Source organism: Pseudomonas sp. IPO3774, assembly GCF_013386835.1.
In the GTDB taxonomy this organism is placed as follows: domain Bacteria; phylum Pseudomonadota; class Gammaproteobacteria; order Pseudomonadales; family Pseudomonadaceae; genus Aquipseudomonas.
This window is the reverse complement of the sequence record NZ_JACAQY010000066.1, coordinates 108,082-125,311: the sequence shown is the minus strand read 5'-3', so window position 1 is coordinate 125,311 and position 17,230 is coordinate 108,082. Positions and strand designations below refer to the sequence as shown.

15 protein-coding genes are annotated in these 17,230 nt (G+C 61.1%); 6 read left to right on the top strand and 9 right to left on the bottom strand.

Translation table 11 applies throughout. The features are described from left to right. The first annotated feature begins 250 nt into the window (after window positions 1-250). Genes HYE77_RS29470 through HYE77_RS29460 form a run of 3 tightly spaced genes read left to right on the top strand, consistent with a single transcriptional unit; the run spans window position 251 to window position 3,816 of the window. The gene (locus HYE77_RS29470; RefSeq protein ID WP_008437533.1) at window positions 251-910 is read left to right on the top strand and encodes a paraquat-inducible protein A; all 660 of its coding nucleotides are present in this window, start codon (window positions 251-253) and stop codon (window positions 908-910) included. Next, a complete protein-coding gene (locus HYE77_RS29465) occupies window positions 897-1,520 on the top strand; it encodes a paraquat-inducible protein A (RefSeq protein WP_003214366.1) in 624 nt (207 codons plus the stop codon). Before HYE77_RS29470 ends, HYE77_RS29465 begins: the two co-directional genes overlap by 14 nt. Beyond that, window positions 1,513-3,816 (top strand): PqiB family protein, encoded by a 2,304-nt coding sequence (locus HYE77_RS29460; RefSeq protein WP_003214369.1) that lies wholly within the window; start codon window positions 1,513-1,515, stop codon window positions 3,814-3,816. The genes HYE77_RS29465 and HYE77_RS29460 overlap by 8 nt, the downstream gene beginning before the upstream one ends. Before the next feature lie 170 nt (window positions 3,817-3,986). On the opposite strand, the gene mksF is transcribed toward HYE77_RS29460, so the two are convergent. The 3 genes from mksF to mksB are packed head-to-tail and all read right to left on the bottom strand — an operon-like array spanning window position 3,987 to window position 8,798. Beyond that, window positions 3,987-6,827: an Mks condensin complex protein MksF gene (gene mksF, locus HYE77_RS29455; protein WP_008437530.1), complete on the bottom strand. Its 2,841-nt coding sequence runs from the start codon at window positions 6,825-6,827 to the stop codon at window positions 3,987-3,989. Continuing rightward, window positions 6,824-7,531 (bottom strand): Mks condensin complex protein MksE, encoded by a 708-nt coding sequence (gene mksE, locus HYE77_RS29450; protein ID WP_003214375.1) that lies wholly within the window; start codon window positions 7,529-7,531, stop codon window positions 6,824-6,826. Before mksE ends, mksF begins: the two co-directional genes overlap by 4 nt. Beyond that, entirely contained in the window at window positions 7,521-8,798 is a 1,278-nt protein-coding gene (gene mksB / locus HYE77_RS29445; RefSeq protein WP_003214377.1) for an Mks condensin complex protein MksB, read from the bottom strand. Before mksB ends, mksE begins: the two co-directional genes overlap by 11 nt. A 206-nt stretch (window positions 8,799-9,004) precedes the next feature. On the opposite strand from mksB, the gene HYE77_RS29440 reads away from it, so the two are divergent. Together HYE77_RS29440 and rimI are read left to right on the top strand one after the other, a co-directional pair. After that, on the top strand, window positions 9,005-9,742 hold the full coding sequence (locus HYE77_RS29440; protein WP_003214379.1) for a hypothetical protein: 738 nt from the start codon (window positions 9,005-9,007) through the stop codon (window positions 9,740-9,742). Continuing rightward, the gene (rimI, locus tag HYE77_RS29435; protein ID WP_003214382.1) at window positions 9,735-10,187 is read left to right on the top strand and encodes a ribosomal protein S18-alanine N-acetyltransferase; all 453 of its coding nucleotides are present in this window, start codon (window positions 9,735-9,737) and stop codon (window positions 10,185-10,187) included. The genes HYE77_RS29440 and rimI overlap by 8 nt, the downstream gene beginning before the upstream one ends. 73 nt (window positions 10,188-10,260) lie before the next feature. Here rimI and HYE77_RS29430 read toward each other — a convergent pair whose 3' ends face one another. Further along, on the bottom strand, window positions 10,261-10,665 hold the full coding sequence (locus HYE77_RS29430) for a hypothetical protein (RefSeq protein ID WP_003214383.1): 405 nt from the start codon (window positions 10,663-10,665) through the stop codon (window positions 10,261-10,263). 150 nt (window positions 10,666-10,815) lie between these two features. On the opposite strand from HYE77_RS29430, the gene can reads away from it, so the two are divergent. After that, window positions 10,816-11,460, top strand: coding sequence for a carbonate dehydratase (can, locus tag HYE77_RS29425; protein WP_003214385.1), 645 nt, complete (start codon window positions 10,816-10,818; stop codon window positions 11,458-11,460). Here the strand turns inward: can and HYE77_RS29420 are convergent. The 5 genes from HYE77_RS29420 to HYE77_RS29400 form a co-directional block, all read right to left on the bottom strand. Further along, window positions 11,457-11,981 carry an SET domain-containing protein-lysine N-methyltransferase gene (locus HYE77_RS29420; RefSeq protein WP_087693800.1) on the bottom strand — a complete coding sequence of 175 codons (525 nt, stop codon included), beginning with the start codon at window positions 11,979-11,981 and terminating at the stop codon, window positions 11,457-11,459. The genes can and HYE77_RS29420 overlap by 4 nt on opposite strands. 171 nt (window positions 11,982-12,152) lie before the next feature. Further along, window positions 12,153-13,322 carry a hypothetical protein gene (locus HYE77_RS29415; RefSeq protein ID WP_177047080.1) on the bottom strand — a complete coding sequence of 390 codons (1,170 nt, stop codon included), beginning with the start codon at window positions 13,320-13,322 and terminating at the stop codon, window positions 12,153-12,155. A 122-nt stretch (window positions 13,323-13,444) separates the two neighbouring features. Next, window positions 13,445-15,145: an acid phosphatase gene (gene acpA / locus HYE77_RS29410; protein WP_177070220.1), complete on the bottom strand. Its 1,701-nt coding sequence runs from the start codon at window positions 15,143-15,145 to the stop codon at window positions 13,445-13,447. Window positions 15,146-15,246: 101 nt separating this feature from the next. Beyond that, complete coding sequence (locus HYE77_RS29405) at window positions 15,247-15,567, bottom strand: hypothetical protein (RefSeq protein WP_010177091.1); 321 nt, start codon at window positions 15,565-15,567, stop codon at window positions 15,247-15,249. A 137-nt stretch (window positions 15,568-15,704) separates the two neighbouring features. Then, entirely contained in the window at window positions 15,705-17,123 is a 1,419-nt protein-coding gene (locus HYE77_RS29400) for a short-chain fatty acid transporter (RefSeq protein ID WP_008437512.1), read from the bottom strand. Window positions 17,124-17,230 lie beyond the last annotated feature (107 nt).

Here is a 17,230-nt window from a genome sequence, read left to right as displayed (position 1 = left end):
TCCAGAACCCCTGATTGCTTACGCAGTCAGGGGTTTTGTTTTGGGCGGTCGGAAAGTATGGCGAGCTTGCTGGCGAAAAACTCCAACGGTAACGCGGGCTACCTGATGCCACGCATTGGTCTAAATCCCCTCGTCCCAATCCCCCCTCGCGCGCACAAACGCTACTGAATCCCCCGACAAATTTGCACAGTTATTTCTGAACCAGAACACTAGAATAGGCACCTAATCTTTTTTAGAGTCCGAGCCCTATATGCCCGACCCGGTTGATACCCTTGAGGTGTCAGACTTACCGCTGGACGAACTGGTGGCATGCCATGAGTGCGACCTGCTGATGCGCAAGCCGGAGCTTGCCCGCGGTGAAAAGGCCCAATGCCCACGCTGCGGCTACGAGCTGTACGCTCACCGCCACAACGTCGTTGAACGAAGCCTGGCGTTAGTGCTTGCGGCGCTATTGTTGTACGTCCCCGCGAACTTTTTACCCATCATGCAGCTCAATCTACTCGGGCAGTCCTCGCAGGACACCGTATGGACCGGCGTCGTCGGCCTGTTCGACACCGGCATGCAGGGCGTCGCCGTGGTGGTGTTCCTCTGCAGCATGGGCATTCCGTTGCTCAAGCTCCTGTGCCAACTGGCGGTATTGCTGAGCATTCGCTGGAACATCGGTCGCAGCTACGGCCTGCTGTTTTATCGCATTTACCACCACCTCAAGGACTGGGGAATGCTCGAGGTGTACCTGATGGGCGTGCTGGTGGCGATCGTAAAACTGGCCGACATGGCCACCATCACCGTTGGGCTGGGCCTGGCCTGCTTCGTAAGTCTGTTAATGGTCCAGATACTGCTGGAGGTGGTCATGTCACCTCACCAGATCTGGGAAGCGCTGTCAGGAGAGGATGCTCATGCGGGCGATTGATGCGGGCATTCTGATCTGTACCGAATGCCACGAACTAAACAAACAAGACCCGGACACCGACGAGCAAACCTGCACCCGTTGCGGCGCGCTGGTCCACGCCCGTCGTCCGAACAGCCTGACGCGCACCTGGGCGCTGCTGATCACGGCAGCCATCTTGTACATCCCGGCCAATTTGTTGCCGATCATGACCGTAAGCTCCCTGGGCCAAGGCGATCCGAGCACCATCATGTCCGGCGTGATCCAGTTGATGCAGCACGGCATGTTCCCCATCGCCGCTGTAGTGTTCATCGCCAGCATTCTGGTGCCCACCTTCAAGCTGGTGGGCATCGGCTTGTTACTGTTCTCGGTGCAGCGTCACCAGCCACTTTCCGCGCAACAACGCATTATCATGTACCGCTTTATCGAGTTCATTGGCCGTTGGTCCATGCTGGATATCTTCGTGATTGCCATCCTGGTGGCGGTCGTAAACTTTGGGCGACTTGCCAGTGTCGAGGCCAATCTCGGTGCCGTGGCGTTCGCCAGTGTGGTGATCTTGACGATGCTTGCCGCAGTAACTTTTGATCCCCGACTGATTTGGGATAACACGGAGTCGGACGACGACCATGAGTGATTTGCCTAAGGCTAAAACCCGCCCAGCTTCCAACTGGTCGGCCATTTGGGTGCTGCCCCTGATTGCCCTGATCATCGGTGGCTGGTTGGGATGGCGTGCGTACAACCAGCAAGGTATCGAGATTCAGGTACGCTTTGAAAGCGGCGAAGGCATCCAGGCCAACAAGACCGAAGTGGTCTACAAAGGCATGTCCGTGGGTAAGGTCAAAACCCTGGCCCTGGATGACGAAGGTAACAATCGCGGGGTGATTGCTACCATCGAGATGAACAAGGATGTGGAGCAATACCTCAAGACCAACACCCGCTTCTGGCTGGTAAAGCCAAGTGTCAGCCTGGCCGGGATCACCGGCCTGGAAACCCTGGTCTCGGGTAACTACATCGCCGCCAGCCCAGGCGATGGTGAGCCGACGCGCAAGTTCAAGGCCCTGTCCGAAGAACCGCCTTTATCCGACGCCAAGCCCGGCCTGCACCTGACGATCAAAGCTGATCGACTCGGCTCGCTGAACCGTGGCAGCCCGGTGTTCTACAAGCAGATCCAGGTCGGCCAGGTCAAAAGCTACCTGCTCTCCGAAGACCAGACCACCGTTGAAATCAAGGTTTACATCGAGCCGACCTACGCCAGCCTGGTGCGCAAACACACGCGTTTCTGGAACGCCAGCGGCATCAGCATCGACGCCAACCTTTCCGGCGTAAAAGTCCGCAGTGAATCCCTGGCCAGCATCGTTGCCGGCGGTATCGCCTTCGCCACGCCGGAGAACCGCAAGGACAGCCCACCGACGGACCCGAGCCTGCCGTTCCGCCTGTACGAAGACTTCGATGCAGCCGCGGCGGGCATCAAGGTCAAAGTCAAACTCACCGACTTCGAAGGCCTCCAGGCGGGCCGCACCCCGGTGATGTACAAAGGCATCCAGGTCGGCAGCCTGAAAACCCTGAAGATCGATCCGGACCTGTCCAGCGCCAATGCCGAGTTGACCCTCGACCCACTGGCCGAAGACTACCTCGTCCAGGACACCCAATTCTGGGTGGTCAAGCCGTCCATCTCACTGGCCGGCATCACCGGGCTGGAAGCGTTGGTCAAAGGTAACTACATCGCCATCCGTCCCGGCGACAAGGGCACCGCGCCACAACGGGAGTACGTCGCCCGCGCCAAGGCGCCGCCACTGGACCTGCGTTCCCCCGGCCTGCACATGGTGCTCTTCACCGACAACCTCGGTTCCCTGGATGTCGGCAGCCCGATCCTCTACAAGCAGGTCAAGGTCGGTTCCGTGCAGAGCTACCAGTTCTCCCGCAAGAACAAGCAACTGGTGATCGGCGTCCATATCGAGAAAGAATACGAAGGCCTGGTCAATGGTTCGACCCGTTTCTGGAATGCCAGCGGCGTGACCCTGACCGGTGGGCTTACCGGCGGCATCCAGGTGAAAAGCGAATCCCTGGCCAGCCTGATGGCGGGCGGTATCGCCTTCGAAACCCCGGAGCCGAATGTGCCGCTGAAAAAGCGCATCCCGCGTTTCCGTCTGTTCCCGGATCGCGAAGCCGCCAACCAGCACGGTACGTTGGTGACCATCAAGGTCGACCGCGCCGATGGCCTGCGCCCGGGTACGCCAGTGCGCTTCAAGGGCCTGGACGTAGGCAAGATCGAAAGTGTCGACCTGAGCGCCGACATGCAATCGGTGCTGCTCAGCGCGCGTATCACCCAGGTGGCCGACCGCATTGCACGGGCCGGCAGTCAGTTCTGGGTGGTCAAGCCTGAACTGGGCCTGATGAAAACGTCGAACCTGGAAACCCTGGTGACCGGCCAGTACATCGAAGTACAGCCAGCGACCAAAAGTATCGGCCCACAGAAGAGTTTCGTCGCGCTGGACAAGCCGCCAGAAGCCGTTCATCAGGAGGAGGGCCTGAGCCTGGTACTCAGCGCCGCACGCCGTGGCTCGTTGAAGGAAGGCGTTCCGGTCACTTACCGCGAAGTCACCGTAGGCAAAGTTACCGGCTACGAGCTGGGCCAGACCGCCGACCGTGTGCTGGTTCACATCCTGATCGAGCCCAAGTACGCGCCTCTGGTGCGCAGTGGCAGCCGGTTCTGGAACACCAGCGGCTTCGGGCTCGACTTCGGCTTGTTCAAGGGCGCGACTGTTCGCACTGAGTCCCTGGAGACCCTGGTCGCCGGCGGCATCGCCTTTGCCACGCCGGACGGCGAGCGTATGGGCAACGCTGCACGGCCCCAGCAGACCTTCCCGCTGTTCGACAAGTTTGAAGATGAATGGCTGACCTGGGCGCCTAAAATCCCGCTCGGCAAATAGATCGAGGCGCGGCCTTCGCGAGCAAGCCCGCTCCCACATTTGACCCAGTTCCCATTGAAGGAACCCGATTGAATGTGGGAGCGGGCTTGCTCGCGAAGAGGCCCTCAAGAACACCAAAAAAAGGCCGCGATCCAGAAGATCGCGGCCTTTTTGCATTTCAGCGCAACTGATTAAACCTCATCCAGCTCCGGCTCATCCGCCTGCACATTCACCGTTGCCTTCACCACATCGTGACGACGGATGTACTTCCAGTCCGCCTCATCAATGTAGATCCCGTTCGGCCCGCTGCCGCCTTCCAGGTCGATCGCCACCTGGGCGGAAACCTGCGGCTTCACACTCGCCAGAATCGGCACGAAGCCCAGCTGCAAGCTGGTCTCCAGCAATGCTGCCTGGTTCTTCTCATCGATGTCCGCGGCCTCATCGAGGTAGTACGGCAGGCGCACGCGACCGGCCTGGTCGCGGTCCATCAAGTGCAGCAACAAATACATGTTGGTCAGCGCCTTGATGGTCATGGTGGTGCCGTTGGAGGCGGCGCCATCGATGTCGGTGTGAATGATCGGCTGGCCGTTGACCTTGGTGATCTCGAACGCCAGTTCGAACAAGTCCTTGAGGCCCAACTGGTTATGGTTGGCCGCAACCAGGCGCGCCAGGTATTCCTTGGCTTCCTCGTTCTTGTTGTCCTGCTCGGCGCTCTGGCTCAGATCGAACACCGACAGGGTTTCGCCTTCTTCATACTGGCCGGCACTGTGGATGATCTGGTCGATATGCTTGAGGGCTTCCTTGTTCGGCGCGAGCACGATGCGGAAGCTCTGCAGGTTGGACACCTGGCGCTTGTTGATCTCACGGTTGAACAACGCCAACTGGTGCTCAAGGCTGTCGTAGTCGCTGCGGATATTGCGCAAGGTGCGTGCGATATCGGTGACGGCCGCACGCCGGGCCTTGCCCAGCGTCAGTGCTTCATCGGTACGGTGCGCGTAAGCGTTGATCAGCAGGTGCAGGCGGCGCTCCATATCGTCTTCACTGTCGAACTTGGCCACGCCCTTGAGGCGCACCTGTGCGTACAGCGCGTCGATCTGGCCATCAGCGCGCAGCAGGCCTTGCCAGCTGTCCTGGTAGTCATTGAGCAGCGGCAGCAGGTTGTCCATGGAATCGTCGACCGGGTCCATGAACGGCGTACCAAACGGCAAGTCTGCCGGCAGCAACTGGCGACGACGCAATGCGTCATCCAGGGTGCGCTGCTTGGCTTCCATATCACCAATCTGCCGGCCTACCAATTGCAGCTTGGCCGACAGTTGCTGGACGCGCTCGGTAAACGCATCGCTGGAGCGTTTCAATTCGTCCTGGGCCGCTTCCATCTGCGCCAGGCTTTCCAGCTTCTCGCCTTCCTCGGCGCTCAGGGTTTGTGCACGGCGGAAATCTTCCAGCGCCTTCTGCGCGTCCAGTACCTGTTGGTACAGCGCTTCAGTCTGGGTCTTGCTCGCCGCGCGGTCGGCCGCCACGGCTTGCTGGGTTTTCAGTTGCTTGAGTTCTTTTTCCAGACGCTCTTTCTGGTCGCGCAACGCGGCGCGGTCAGCCAGTGCCTGCAACGCCGGTGGCTCGATGTGCGAGATGTCGATGGCCAGCCCCGGCACTTCAAAACGCTCGCCCTTGAAGCCATCAAGGATCTGCTCCAGGGATTTCACCCACAGGCCGTCCTCGTCCAGCGTGATGCCATGCTCACCCAGCGGCAAGCTGAACAGCGAACTGTTGAACAGGCGCATCAGACGCTCGACATCCTGCTGCGAGAATTCTTCCCGCAGCTTGGCGTAGCTGTTGTTGTCGGCGTGATCGAGTTGCTGCTTCACCGACTTCAGGCGTTTTTCCAGGTCCCGCAGACGTTCATCCAGATCCTCGGCGCTGAACTGACGCGACTGCGCCAAGGCCCCGGCCAGTTCATCGTGAGCATCCTTGGCGGCCAGCAGTTGCTGCTCCAGCACCTTGACGTCATCCACCAGCGCGAAGCGGTGCTTGAGCACTGACAGCTCACCCAGCCAGCGCTGAATCCCGCTGATTTCCCGCTCCAGGCGCATCAGCTCCTGAGTGCCGCCGCGCTGGTCGTTCTGCAGCGAATCCTGCTCGTTGCGGTAATGCTCGGCCTGGATCGTCAGTTCTTCCTTGCGCGCACTGGCGTAGTCCGACCAGGTGCCCAGCAACGAATCCAGCAGCGGTGACAGGCGATGCAGCTTGCCCCGCAGAATGTCCCGCTGCTTCACGCCGTTGGCCAAGGCTTCTACCAGAGGGCCGGCAGCCACCAGCGAGTTGTAGTCCTGCTCCATGCGTCGTACATCGCGGAAGGCTTCTTCGCACGCCGCGATGTAATCGACACTGCCGGAACGCAGGCTGTGTTCGAACGCATCCAGAAACAGCTGCTTCAACTTGGCCGCGGTGATTTCCCGCATGTGCAGCAAATTGATAAACAGCGCGCGGAAGGTCTTCAGGCTCTGCTCGCTGGTGGAGCGCAGCGGAATCAGGGTCAGGTCCAGCGGGATCGACGTATGGCCGCCCACCAGCAAACGCCGCAGCTCATCGGGCTTGAGCTCATAGGCTTTCAGGCCTTCGCGCTCAAGGTTGGTGAACAGCTCTTTCTGGCGCAGGCAGGTGTCGTTCTTCTGGTAGTGCGCCAGGTCCAGCTTGCCGGCGTAGGCAAAGAACTGGTGACCGAAACCACCGCCCGGGCCGCGACCGACCACGCCGATCACGTGCGGGCCATGGGGAAGCGAGACTTCCACGAGGATGTAGCTGGTGTCGGTGGCAAAGTAGAAACGCCGGGATTGCTCCAGGGTGTACTTGCCGAAACTCATGTCCGACATGCGCGCCAGAATCGGGAACTGCAAGGCGTTGATCGACGCCGATTTGCCGAGGTTGTTCGCGCCGTACACCGACAGCGGTTCTTCCAGCGGGAACAAACCCAGGCTGTAACCGGCGGTGTTCAAAAGGGCGAAGCGGCGAATGCCGTAGCGTTCCTTGCTCATGCGTCGGTCTCCTGTTCTTCGGCAATGGCGCGGGCCAGGGCGTCTTCTTCGCTTTCTTCTGCAAAGTCACTCAAGTCCAGCGGGTCATCGGTCTTCAGCAGTTTTTCATCGCTGTCTTCGTCGATGATCACCGGGGCCGGCAACGGCAATACGCTGTGGATGCTCGCGGCCAGGTCGCGGTCTTGCTGGACCGAGAGGCACACATCGAGGAAGCGGTGCATCGGCGGCAGGAAGCGGTAGATGCCGTTCTCTTCACCGGCAAAACCCAGCTGGGTCATGCGGCGCATGATTTTTTCTTCCAGTTCCTCGACGGTCTGCACTTCGGCCTGGATAAACAGGTCGCGGTACTTTTCCAGCAACGACGGCAGTTCGTCACGGCCCAGGCTGCCACCGTCGAGCACGGCGATCGGGTCGCGGCCCTGGTCGGCCAGGTGCTCGACGATGATGAAGGTGAACAACGCCAGGCGCTGGGCGGTCTTGTTGACCTGCGCGGCGGCCACGGCCGAGTCCGGCACGAAGTAGTAGAAACCTCGCGTGTCGCACACCAACTCAAAGCCCAGGGCCTTGAACAACGTGCGGTACTGGTCCTGGAAGTTCGACAGTTGGGCGTACAGCTCCGGGTCGCGGCGGCTGACGTGGTAACCCTTGAACAGCTCGCGAAAGATCGGCGCCAGCTGGGACAGTTCGGATAGATCAAGATGCATGAGGGGTGCTCGCAGAATTCCCGGCCGTATCAATACTGGCTGGAAGCAGGGCGAATGAGCGCAGGCTGACCTGGTGCTCGTGAGTGTGGTAATCCCGTCGTTCCAGACGTTCACGCTTGAAGCGTTTTTCCCGCGACAGGCGTGAGAACCAGTACAGCAACTCGTCGGTTGCGCCGTCCGGTTCCTGCTCCAGCAGCCAGGTCATCAGGTCCGGCATCGGCAGCGCGTCTTCACAGCGCTCGAGCATTTCCTTGACCGTGCGCGGTGCGCGAGGGGCTTCGCCCTTGTGGGATTTATGCGCCTTGGGGAAACGCGCCGGCTTCGGTTCGAAGTTGGCCAGGGCGTACACGTAGGCTTCGACCTGGCTGGCACTGCCAAGAAAGGTGCTTTGCGGCCGGGTGAACATCGGCATCGCCGCTTGCGGCACCGCGTCCAGGCCCTTGCGGCGAATCGCCGACAAGGCCAGCGCCGCGCCCCGGGTCACGGCGTTGTGCCGGCGCGCTTCTTCCCGCAACGGCAGCAGCAGTTCCCGGGCGTGACGCAAGGTCAGTTGGGCGCTGGTCTGCATTTCGAGGATGCGCGCGTGGGTGCGCAGCAGCATGTCGTCGTCCACCAGGTGGCCGAGGCGCTGCTGCTCGGTGAGCATGCGCAACAGTACGTTTTCCACCTTGCGCACGCCTTGTTCGAAGGCGCCGTCGGCGTTCACCAGTTGAATCATCGGCTCGACGTATTCGTCCCAGGTCGCCAGTACTTCGGCGTAGCGCTGGCGCAACGGGATCTGCCGGTCGCTGGTCTTGGCGCGATCGGCCACGGCAGCGAGGGCCTGTTCGTCGTTGGCGAGTTTTTTCAGCACGTCGCGCACGCGCATGTCCAGCAGGCGCAATTGGCGCGCCAGGTCATGGCCGTCGCGGATGTCGAAGGCGTCCTGGATATAACCCGCCAGGCGCTCAAGGTGGCGCAGGTAGGCTTCGATTTCCAGGCACAGGCCTAGCCGGTGCTCCTTGCGAAGATACGCCAGGAAGTCGTGGATCTGTGCGTTGAGCTCGAAACGGTTCGGGCTCTTGGCGACAGGCACCAGGATATCCAGGCGAATCCACACGTCCAGCAGGCTGGTGATGTCCTGTGGCGTGCTGTCCAGTTGTTGGGCGGCCAGCTGGGCGCGCAGTTCGCTGAGGCTCAGGGTGCCTTGGTCGAAGTGTTCGCACAGTGGCTCAAGCAGGGCCCAGTGTTCGGCGAGGGCGCGCAAGACGCGCTTGGGTTCGATCATCGGAATGGCCGGCTGGTTAGCGATTAAAAGCAGCGATTGTACTGCATCGGGGGTGGGATTTATCCACAGCCGGTCGTGAGGCGCTCACCGGAACGATCAACTGCGGGCGATCTTCGTCGAAGGGCGGTAGAATCCCCGTTCTTTAGTTATCCACAAGTGGCCGACCTTTGCTTATCGAGTCCCGACGTCGCGCTTACTTGACCGCCATGCAGGTGGTCAACTGGCTGCCGCGCACTGAATTACCGTTCGCCGCCCCTTCGCGGCCCGAGCTGTTGGAGGCCCCGGAACCGTTCGAGGCTTTCGAGCCTTCGGGTGAGGAGGCGGCTGCTCCGGTGCCGCTGGTCAAGCCCGTGGCAGAAACCCCGGTGGTCCGGCCAAAGGTCGAAGTGCCGCGCCCGTCGCCGGTGGCGAAGCCGGTCGTCGCCGAAGAGGCGCCTGCCGTGGTCAAGGCTCCGGTCGTACCGCCGCCACGCTTTGCCCTGCAACTGCTGCGGGCCGGGCGTTGCCTGCTGCTGGTGGAGTTACCCACAGGCGAGCGCTTCCAGGCCCGCGACCCGGCCTATCTGCTGCTCAAGGACATGTTGCGCGCCGCCGGCCTGCCCGACAGTCCGCAAATCGTTGGCGAGCCGGTGCGCTGGCCGCTGCTGGCCCGGGGCACCATGGACCAGGGCCCGGAAGCTGCACGGGATTTTGTGCAAGGTTTTGTCTCGGCGCGCCTGGAAGACGAACCCTGCGTGTGCCTGTGGCTGATCGGCCTGCCCGCCGTGCGTTTTGCCGGCGAAGCGAATGCCGAGGCCTGGTACCGCGAACTGCAGGTCGAAGGCCTGGGCTCCGTCTGGGCCCTGCCGGGCCTGGAACTATTAATGGAAGAGCCACAGCGTAAGGCTGATGTCTGGCAAGCCATGCGCCGGCTGATGGCGCGCTGGAAAAGTACCGATGAGTGAAGCTTTATCCTTCCGCCCGATGACCGAGGCGGACCTCGACGCTGTACTGAAGATCGAATACGCAGCGTTCAGCCACCCCTGGACCCGCGGGATTTTTCTCGACGGGCTGGGCAAATACCAGATCTGGCTGATGTTCGAAGGCGAGCAGCAGGTGGGTCACGGGGTGGTGCAGATCATCCTCGATGAAGCACATTTGCTGAACATCACCGTCAAGCCGGAAAACCAGGGCCGTGGCCTGGGCTTGAGCTTGCTGGAGCACCTGATGTCCCGGGCCTACGAGGCCAAGGCGCGGGAATGTTTCCTGGAAGTGCGCGACAGCAACACCGGCGCGTTCCGGCTGTACGAGCGTTATGGTTTCAACGAAATTGGCCGTCGGCGGGATTATTACCCCGCCGTCGGTGGCCGCGAAGATGCGGTGGTGATGGCCTGCACCCTGGTCGACTAAACACAGGGCCCAATGTGGGAGCGGGCTTGGTGGGAGCGAGCAAGCCCGCTCCCACATTCAGTTCGGCAGGGTGTCAGCGGTTGCCGTCTACTGGATCGATATCGGCCAACTCGGCCTCATCCAGGCCATTGCCGCCGCCGATCTCGTCTTCATCGACGATACTCAAATCGTAATCCGCCGGATGGTCTTCACCTGCTTCCTGTGCATCCCGCGCGCCATCCTCATGGATCAGCGTTTCCGGGCTCATGTCATCATCGGTTGAGTCATGATCGTCAGTGGAAGCACCGGTCATCCCGGCTTCGCGCACCCGTTCGTCGGGCATCAGGTGCTCACGCTCCCGTGGCGGAATCTCGTCGCCGATTTCCGCAGTCGGTTCCTCCTTGTCAAAATCCAGCTCGCGCATTTCGCCCATGCGATCTTCGTTGTCATCAATCGGTTCCGGCTGTGTAGCGCCGTAGGGACGTCGTGATTCAGTCATGGCGATTCCTCATACTGTGGGGCTTATAGTGTGTGGACAGGCATGGCTCCCCAAGATTCAAGTAATTGCCGCCGGCTATCTTTATTGCTGGCGTGACCCGGACGGGCGGTCGAGTGTCAAAACTGCGCATCATTCCTGAGGCTTTCCCTGATGAACGAACTACAAGACTTGCTTGATAACAACGAACGCTGGGCGGATGCGATCAAACAGGAAGATCCCGAATTCTTCGCCAAGCTCGCCCGCCAGCAAACCCCGGAATACCTGTGGATCGGCTGTTCCGACGCCCGCGTGCCGGCCAACGAGATCGTCGGCATGCTGCCTGGCGACCTGTTTGTGCACCGCAACGTGGCCAACGTGGTATTGCACACCGACCTCAATTGCCTGTCGGTGATCCAGTACGCAGTCGACGTGCTCAAGGTCAAACACATCCTGGTGACCGGCCACTATGGCTGCGGTGGCGTACGCGCCTCGATGCAGGACAACCAGTTGGGCCTGATCGACGGCTGGCTGCGCACCATCCGTGACCTGTACTACGAAAACCGCGACGTGCTGGCCCAGTTGCCCACGGAAGAGGAACGCGTAGACCGCCTGTGCGAACTGAACGTGATCCAGCAGGTGGCCAACGTCGGCCACACCAGCATCGTGCAGAACGCTTGGCACCGCGGGCAGAGCCTGTCGGTTCATGGCTGCATTTACGGGATCAAGGACGGCCGCTGGAAAAGCCTGAACACCACCATCAGTGGCTTCGAGCAACTGCCGCCGCAATACCGCCTGCGCCCGCTGGGTGCGGTCTAAGGGCTTTTGCGTTCGCGCCACTGCTCCATGAATTGCTGACCCTCGGGATTCAACGGCTCCTTCATGCCGGTGATCCAGCCCCGACAGTTGAGCTCGCCGCACTGGCAGCGAAACTGTCGGAACAATACGTCCTCGGTGTGGGCGTAATCCATGGTCAGCAGGGCGCCAGCGGGAATGGGTTGAACGGACCACAGTTCCAGGTACGTCATGTCGAGAAACGCGTTCGGGTTGCACGAGTGCGAAAGCAGGCCGCTGAACCACGGGTCGTACAAGTGGATACGCGAGGACATCTGCACCGTATGCAGGCGCCGCTCATTCAATGCGTAGCCGGACACCCTGGCTATGCACATACGGCTGTCAAAGGCGACGCGGGTCTTGATTCCGTCGCCTGAACCGTCTCGGGTACGCACCACTTCATAGTCGCGAGCGCGGGGGTAGCCGTGTTCGGCGAGGGCGGTCGCGAACGGGTAAAGACACTTGCTCACAGCGGTTTTAGCCTTGTCCATGGCTTGAGTTTTCATGACTCTCCAGGAGGGGCTGCATCGACCTGCCGGTGGTGTCTTGACTGCCAGTCTTGCAGCGGATGGGCGCGGCTCAAGACTCGCTTAAGTGGGAACCAATTTCTACTGTCAAATCTGACAGTAGAAATTGGCTATCTTTTATGTAGGAAAATGCCCTTCTGGCAGCCTGCTTCAGAGCGCCGGTGCTTCAATCGCCGGTTCTGGCACTGCGCTTTTCAATTGCCTCAGCTGGGTTTTGATCGCCGGCTGGGCACACTTGGCGTTCGCTTGATCGGGCGTCAGCTCGCGGATAGAGGTGTAGAACAGTTCGCAGGTCTGCTCCTTGCGCGTTACCTGCCAGGTGTTCATGCAGCCTTTGAGCTGCACATTCGGATCGCTGGCGGGCTTCTGGCCCATCGAGGCCTGCCAGCAGGCGGCGCTCAAGTCCTGGCCCATCACCTTCAAACCGGCCTCGTCGGCCTTTTGCTCGTCACCGTCGTAGGTGTCGGGGTTGGCGGCATACCAGATGTAGCTCGGGTGATTGGCACCCAGTACGGCGACCTGGCTCCCGACGGCCGGGCTGATTTGCGCCAGGCCCAGTACGGCAACGGTTTGCCCGTATTGCTGCTTGATCCAGCTGCGCACCGGCGCGCCGAAGGCCACCATCGGCAACGCGCCGCCCGCGTGCTGGCTCAGCTCCTTGACCATCCGGGTCTGATAGTCGGTGAAGTAACCGTACACACCTTCCAGGTCCTTGCCCGCCGTGGCAGGGGCGGCGATCGGGGCGATGTCGATGATGGTCTGGTATTCCGGCGTCTGGGTCGCCGGGATGCCGTTGGCCGTGAGCAAGGTCGCCCAGCGGTCGGTGGTGGCCGACTCCAGGTAGTCCTGGAAGTGGGTCAGGGAATAATCCGGCGGGAAGTGCAGCAGCTCGATGCTCTTGCGGTTTTCCAGGGCCATGCCCAGCGGCAGGAACAGGTACCAGTTGAACTGCCATTTGCCATCACCATTGAGTTTGCTGGCGCCCTGGTAAGCCAGGTCGGCGGTATCGAGCAAGGTGGTCAACGGCTGGCCATAACCGTCTGGCACACCGCTGAACGTGGCCAGCACCTGGTCATGCTCGGTCTTGACGCTGACTTTGCCCCGGCTGTAACCGTCGCGTTGCAGGCTTTGGTTCAGGTAGTGCTCGACGGTCTGTTCCAGCGTCCAGGGACGAAAACAGATGACGCTGCAATTGTTCGGGTACGCGAACAACTGGGTGACCCGTTGCGGGGTACCCAGCGGTACGGTGATATCAGCCTGTACGACCGCACTCAAGGTCAGTGCGGCCAGGGTGAAGGACAACCTGGTGAGTTTGAACATGGATGGTTCCCTGTCAGCGAAAGCCCGTCTGCGCGGGGTGAATGCCCACCCTCACACAGTAGCGGTTGACCGGGAAAAGCGCGTAGAAAAACTGCGCGCTTGTCGCTTTTGAGCAAGTGCGTCTACACCTTGAAGTGCAGGGCGTTGCTCAAATCCCCCATGGGCTTCTGGCCGCGCGCGGTCATGGCGTCGTCACGCTGCTTGAGCCCGTCGAGGGTTTCCAGCTGGAACACCCGGGTGATCAGACGCAGGATCGACGCGGTGTCGTAGACGGTATGGTCCACCGTGCCCTTGCGCGCGAACGGCGAGACCACCAACGCCGGGATCCGCGTGCCAGGGCCCCAGCGATCGCCTTTTGGCGGTGCAACGTGGTCCCACCAGCCGCCGTTTTCATCGACGGTGACGATCACCACCATGTTCTTCCACTGCGGGCTTTCCTGCAGCACCTTCAAGGCGCGGGTGATATGCCGGTCGCCCGAAGCGACGTCGGCGTAACCGGCGTGCATATTCAGGTTGCCCTGGGGTTTGTAGAAGGTCACCGCAGGCAGCTTGCCGGCCTGGGCATCGGCGAAGAATTTGTTGGTGCTGGCGTCATCCCCCAGGCCGCCATCGCGCAGGCGTTTATTGCGCTCAGCCGGGTTTTCCGGGCCTTGCTGCTTGAAGTAGTTGAAGGGCTGGTGGTGGTACTGGAAGTTCGGAATCTTCGGAATGCCGCCCGAGTCCTTGAACTGATCCAGCGTTGCTTGCCACGCACCGGCGTACCAGGCCCAGTCGACGTTCTTTTTCGACAGTTTGTCGCCGATGTGCTCGTGGGTTTGTGGCACCAGCACGTTAGGCAAGTCGGGCTTGGAGTAATCCGGGCGCTCGGGGTCGCGAATCCAGGTAGGCCAGTAAGGCGGGGCCAGGGTGTTCACGCCGAAACCGTCCGGGGTCAGTGCGCTGGGGCCGAATTGCGGCGGGCCGGTCATGGCGCTGGCCGGGGATTTGTCCAGCGGCTTGAGGCGCGGGTCGGTCGGGTCGTCGCTTTGCAGCGTGGCGATCTGTGCCTTGGCCACCGATTGCGCAGCGTTTGGGTACACCGGCGGGGTGGCGCTGATCAGGTATTGGTGGTTGAGGAACGAGCCGCCAAACGCGCCCTGGAAGAAGTTATCGCAGAGCACAAACTCCTTTGCCACGTCCCACAAGCGCAGGGCGTAACGGCTCTGGGCGTAGTGGCCCATCAGCAGGCCGCCGGAGTCGCCCCAGGCGACGAACGCATCGTTTTTACCGCCATTGATCTGCATCTGGTTCTGATAGAACACGTGCCACAAATCCCGGGTGACCAGGCTCAGGGGCTGGTCTTCACCGTTCGGGCCCTTCAGGGCGTAGGGGGCGTTGGGCAGGTTTTCCTGGTATTGCACTTCGCTGGGGTAGGTCACGCCATCGACGGTCTGCGGGCCGATTTGCAACACGCCGCCCCAGGTCGGGGGCAGCGTGCTCAGCAGGCTGCCGTCGCGGTCGCGTTGTTGATACTCAGCGGCGGTCAGGGCCGACAGGGGTTTCTCGACGCCGGGGAAATCAGCAAACAGGTTGTTGAAACTGCGGTTTTCGGCGTAGATCACCACCACGGTTTTAACCTGTTCGTGCAGAGCCTTGTCCAGCTCTTGCGGCGTCAGCGGACGCTCCACCGGCTTGCCGGGTGCCTCGCTGGTATTGCCGCAGGCACTCAGGGTCGCACCCACGCCCAGCACGGCCGCGCCTCCCAGGAAGCGCCGCCGGCTGGTGTCGACTGGCGGTTTGGCTTCAATGTCTTGGGAAGGGCGGTCTTCGTGCTCGTCGCTCATTGCTGGGAGTTCCTGCTGGTTGAATGTTGCAAGATATTTCGCAGGACGGTAGCAATGCAATGTGACGGAACGAAGACAGTGCCTTGAACGCTACAGGCCACTCATAACAAGCGCAGTGCCAATTGGCTGCCGGCGCGCAAGTACTCTACCTGGGACGCCAGCGCATCCTTGACGATGGCTTCGCCCGTGTCAGTCAGCTTGGCTTTCTTGGCATCGATGACGCAGGACTGCAGCAGTTGCATGGCCACATCCATGGCTTTCTGGAACGCCGTCACGTTGTTGTGCAGGCCAAACTCCTTGATAACAGTGGCCATGCGGCAATCGGCATTGTCGCGCAGGCCCTGGTACTCAACGAACGACACGTTGCCGTCCTTGTAAATAGCATTGATCAACTCTTCCAGCGATTTGGATAGGGGCGTCATCGGATTTTCCTTGGGGGGTGTGAGGCGTTATCCGAATCAGGTTAATCAAAGGCGTTGGCGGCAGAAATCAGGGGTTGCCACCGTAGTGAGTGGGACAACCCCGACGCGTTTGATCAGAAAGGTTACTGGCAGCTGCCCTATGGCATCACCGGCGGCAAATATTTAAGCGTCGTGCCCAACGCCCACAGCAGGAACAACACCAGCGGCGTATGCACCAGCAACTGCACAAACGAAAAGCCGATCAAGTCCCGCGCCTTCAACCCCAGCACGCCCAGCAGTGGCAGCATATAGAACGGGTTGATCAGGTTCGGCAGCGCTTCGGCGGCGTTGTAGATCTGCACCGCCCAGCCCAGGTGATATTCCAGGTCGTTGGCGACCTGCATCACGTACGGCGCTTCGATGATCCACTTGCCGCCGCCCGACGGGATAAAGAAGCCCAGCACCGCCGAGTACACGCCCATCAACAGCGCGTAGGTGTCGTGGGACGCGATCGAGGTGAAGAAGGTCGAGATATGGTGCGCCAGGGTCGCGCCGTCGCTGCCTTTCACCACGGTCATCAGCGCGGCAATCGAGCCATACAGCGGGAACTGGATCAGCACCCCGGTGGTGGTGGGTACCGCACGGGCCACCGCATCGAGAAAGCTGCGCGGGCGCCAGTGCAGCAAGGCACCGACCATCAGGAACAGGAAGTTATAGGTGTTCAGCCCCGAGATCGCGCTGATCGCCGGCTTGGTCGAGAATTCATGGAACAACCAACCGGCGGCCAGCAACGCCAGCAGGATGGTCAGCAACGGGCTGTGCTCCAGCCACTCGCCCGGACGGGTCGGCGGTTGCGGCTTGGGCATGTTGAAGGCCGGGTCGATACCGCAAGCCTTGGCGTCACGGGCGGAGTTCGGCCCGGGCGCGGTGGCGTAGGCGATGATCAGCGACACCACGATCAGCGCCAGCAACAGCACGCCGGACTGCCACAGAAAGATGGTGTCGGTGAACGGGATCATCCCGGTGATCGACAGGATCGACGGCGGCAAACTGGCCGGGTTGGCCTGCAACTGCGCCGCCGACGACGACAGCCCCAGCGCCCAAACGGCACCCAGGCCGAGGTAGGCCGCAGCACCGGCCGCGCGGTAATCCATGCGCAAATCCGTACGCCGGGCCAGCGCACGCACCAGCAAACCACCGAACACCAGGGACAGGCCCCAGTTGAGCAACGAGGCGACCATCGAAATCAGCGCCACCCAGGCCACGGCAGAACGGCCGTTCTTCGGGATGCGCGCCAGGCGGTCGATCAATTTCACGGCGGGCGGGGAGCTGGCGACCACGTAACCGCCAATCACCACAAAGGCCATTTGCATGGTGAACGGGATCAAACTCCAGAAACCGTCACCAAACGCCTTGGCGGCCTCGGTCGGCGCGGCGCCCATGCCCAGGGTCGCCACGGCGACAATGATCACGGCGAGGGCGGCAAACACCCAGGAGTCAGGGAACCAGCGCTCGGCGAAGTTTGAACAACGCAGGGCGAATCGGGCGTAGCGGCTGTCTTCGATAGCATCGGCCACGTTCAGTACCTCTATTTGTATTTATTATGGGGCGGCAGTTTTGCTGCATGTTCCTCTACAGCTATTCATTTGGGAATGTAGTTATCTTCATTGATCAATGAGTAAAG

Excerpts from the sequence above, each read along its gene's own strand:
- HYE77_RS29470 (WP_008437533.1), top strand. The coding sequence starts at position 251 with ATGCCCGACCCGGTTGATACCCTTGAGGTGTCAGACTTACCGCTGGAC.
- HYE77_RS29465 (WP_003214366.1), top strand. The coding sequence starts at position 897 with ATGCGGGCGATTGATGCGGGCATTCTGATCTGTACCGAATGCCACGAA.
- HYE77_RS29460 (WP_003214369.1), top strand. The coding sequence starts at position 1,513 with ATGAGTGATTTGCCTAAGGCTAAAACCCGCCCAGCTTCCAACTGGTCG.
- mksF (WP_008437530.1), bottom strand. The coding sequence starts at position 6,827 with ATGAGCAAGGAACGCTACGGCATTCGCCGCTTCGCCCTTTTGAACACC.
- mksE (WP_003214375.1), bottom strand. The coding sequence starts at position 7,531 with ATGCATCTTGATCTATCCGAACTGTCCCAGCTGGCGCCGATCTTTCGC.
- mksB (WP_003214377.1), bottom strand. The coding sequence starts at position 8,798 with ATGATCGAACCCAAGCGCGTCTTGCGCGCCCTCGCCGAACACTGGGCC.
- HYE77_RS29440 (WP_003214379.1), top strand. The coding sequence starts at position 9,005 with ATGCAGGTGGTCAACTGGCTGCCGCGCACTGAATTACCGTTCGCCGCC.
- rimI (WP_003214382.1), top strand. The coding sequence starts at position 9,735 with ATGAGTGAAGCTTTATCCTTCCGCCCGATGACCGAGGCGGACCTCGAC.
- HYE77_RS29430 (WP_003214383.1), bottom strand. The coding sequence starts at position 10,665 with ATGACTGAATCACGACGTCCCTACGGCGCTACACAGCCGGAACCGATT.
- can (WP_003214385.1), top strand. The coding sequence starts at position 10,816 with ATGAACGAACTACAAGACTTGCTTGATAACAACGAACGCTGGGCGGAT.
- HYE77_RS29420 (WP_087693800.1), bottom strand. The coding sequence starts at position 11,981 with ATGAAAACTCAAGCCATGGACAAGGCTAAAACCGCTGTGAGCAAGTGT.
- HYE77_RS29415 (WP_177047080.1), bottom strand. The coding sequence starts at position 13,322 with ATGTTCAAACTCACCAGGTTGTCCTTCACCCTGGCCGCACTGACCTTG.
- acpA (WP_177070220.1), bottom strand. The coding sequence starts at position 15,145 with ATGAGCGACGAGCACGAAGACCGCCCTTCCCAAGACATTGAAGCCAAA.
- HYE77_RS29405 (WP_010177091.1), bottom strand. The coding sequence starts at position 15,567 with ATGACGCCCCTATCCAAATCGCTGGAAGAGTTGATCAATGCTATTTAC.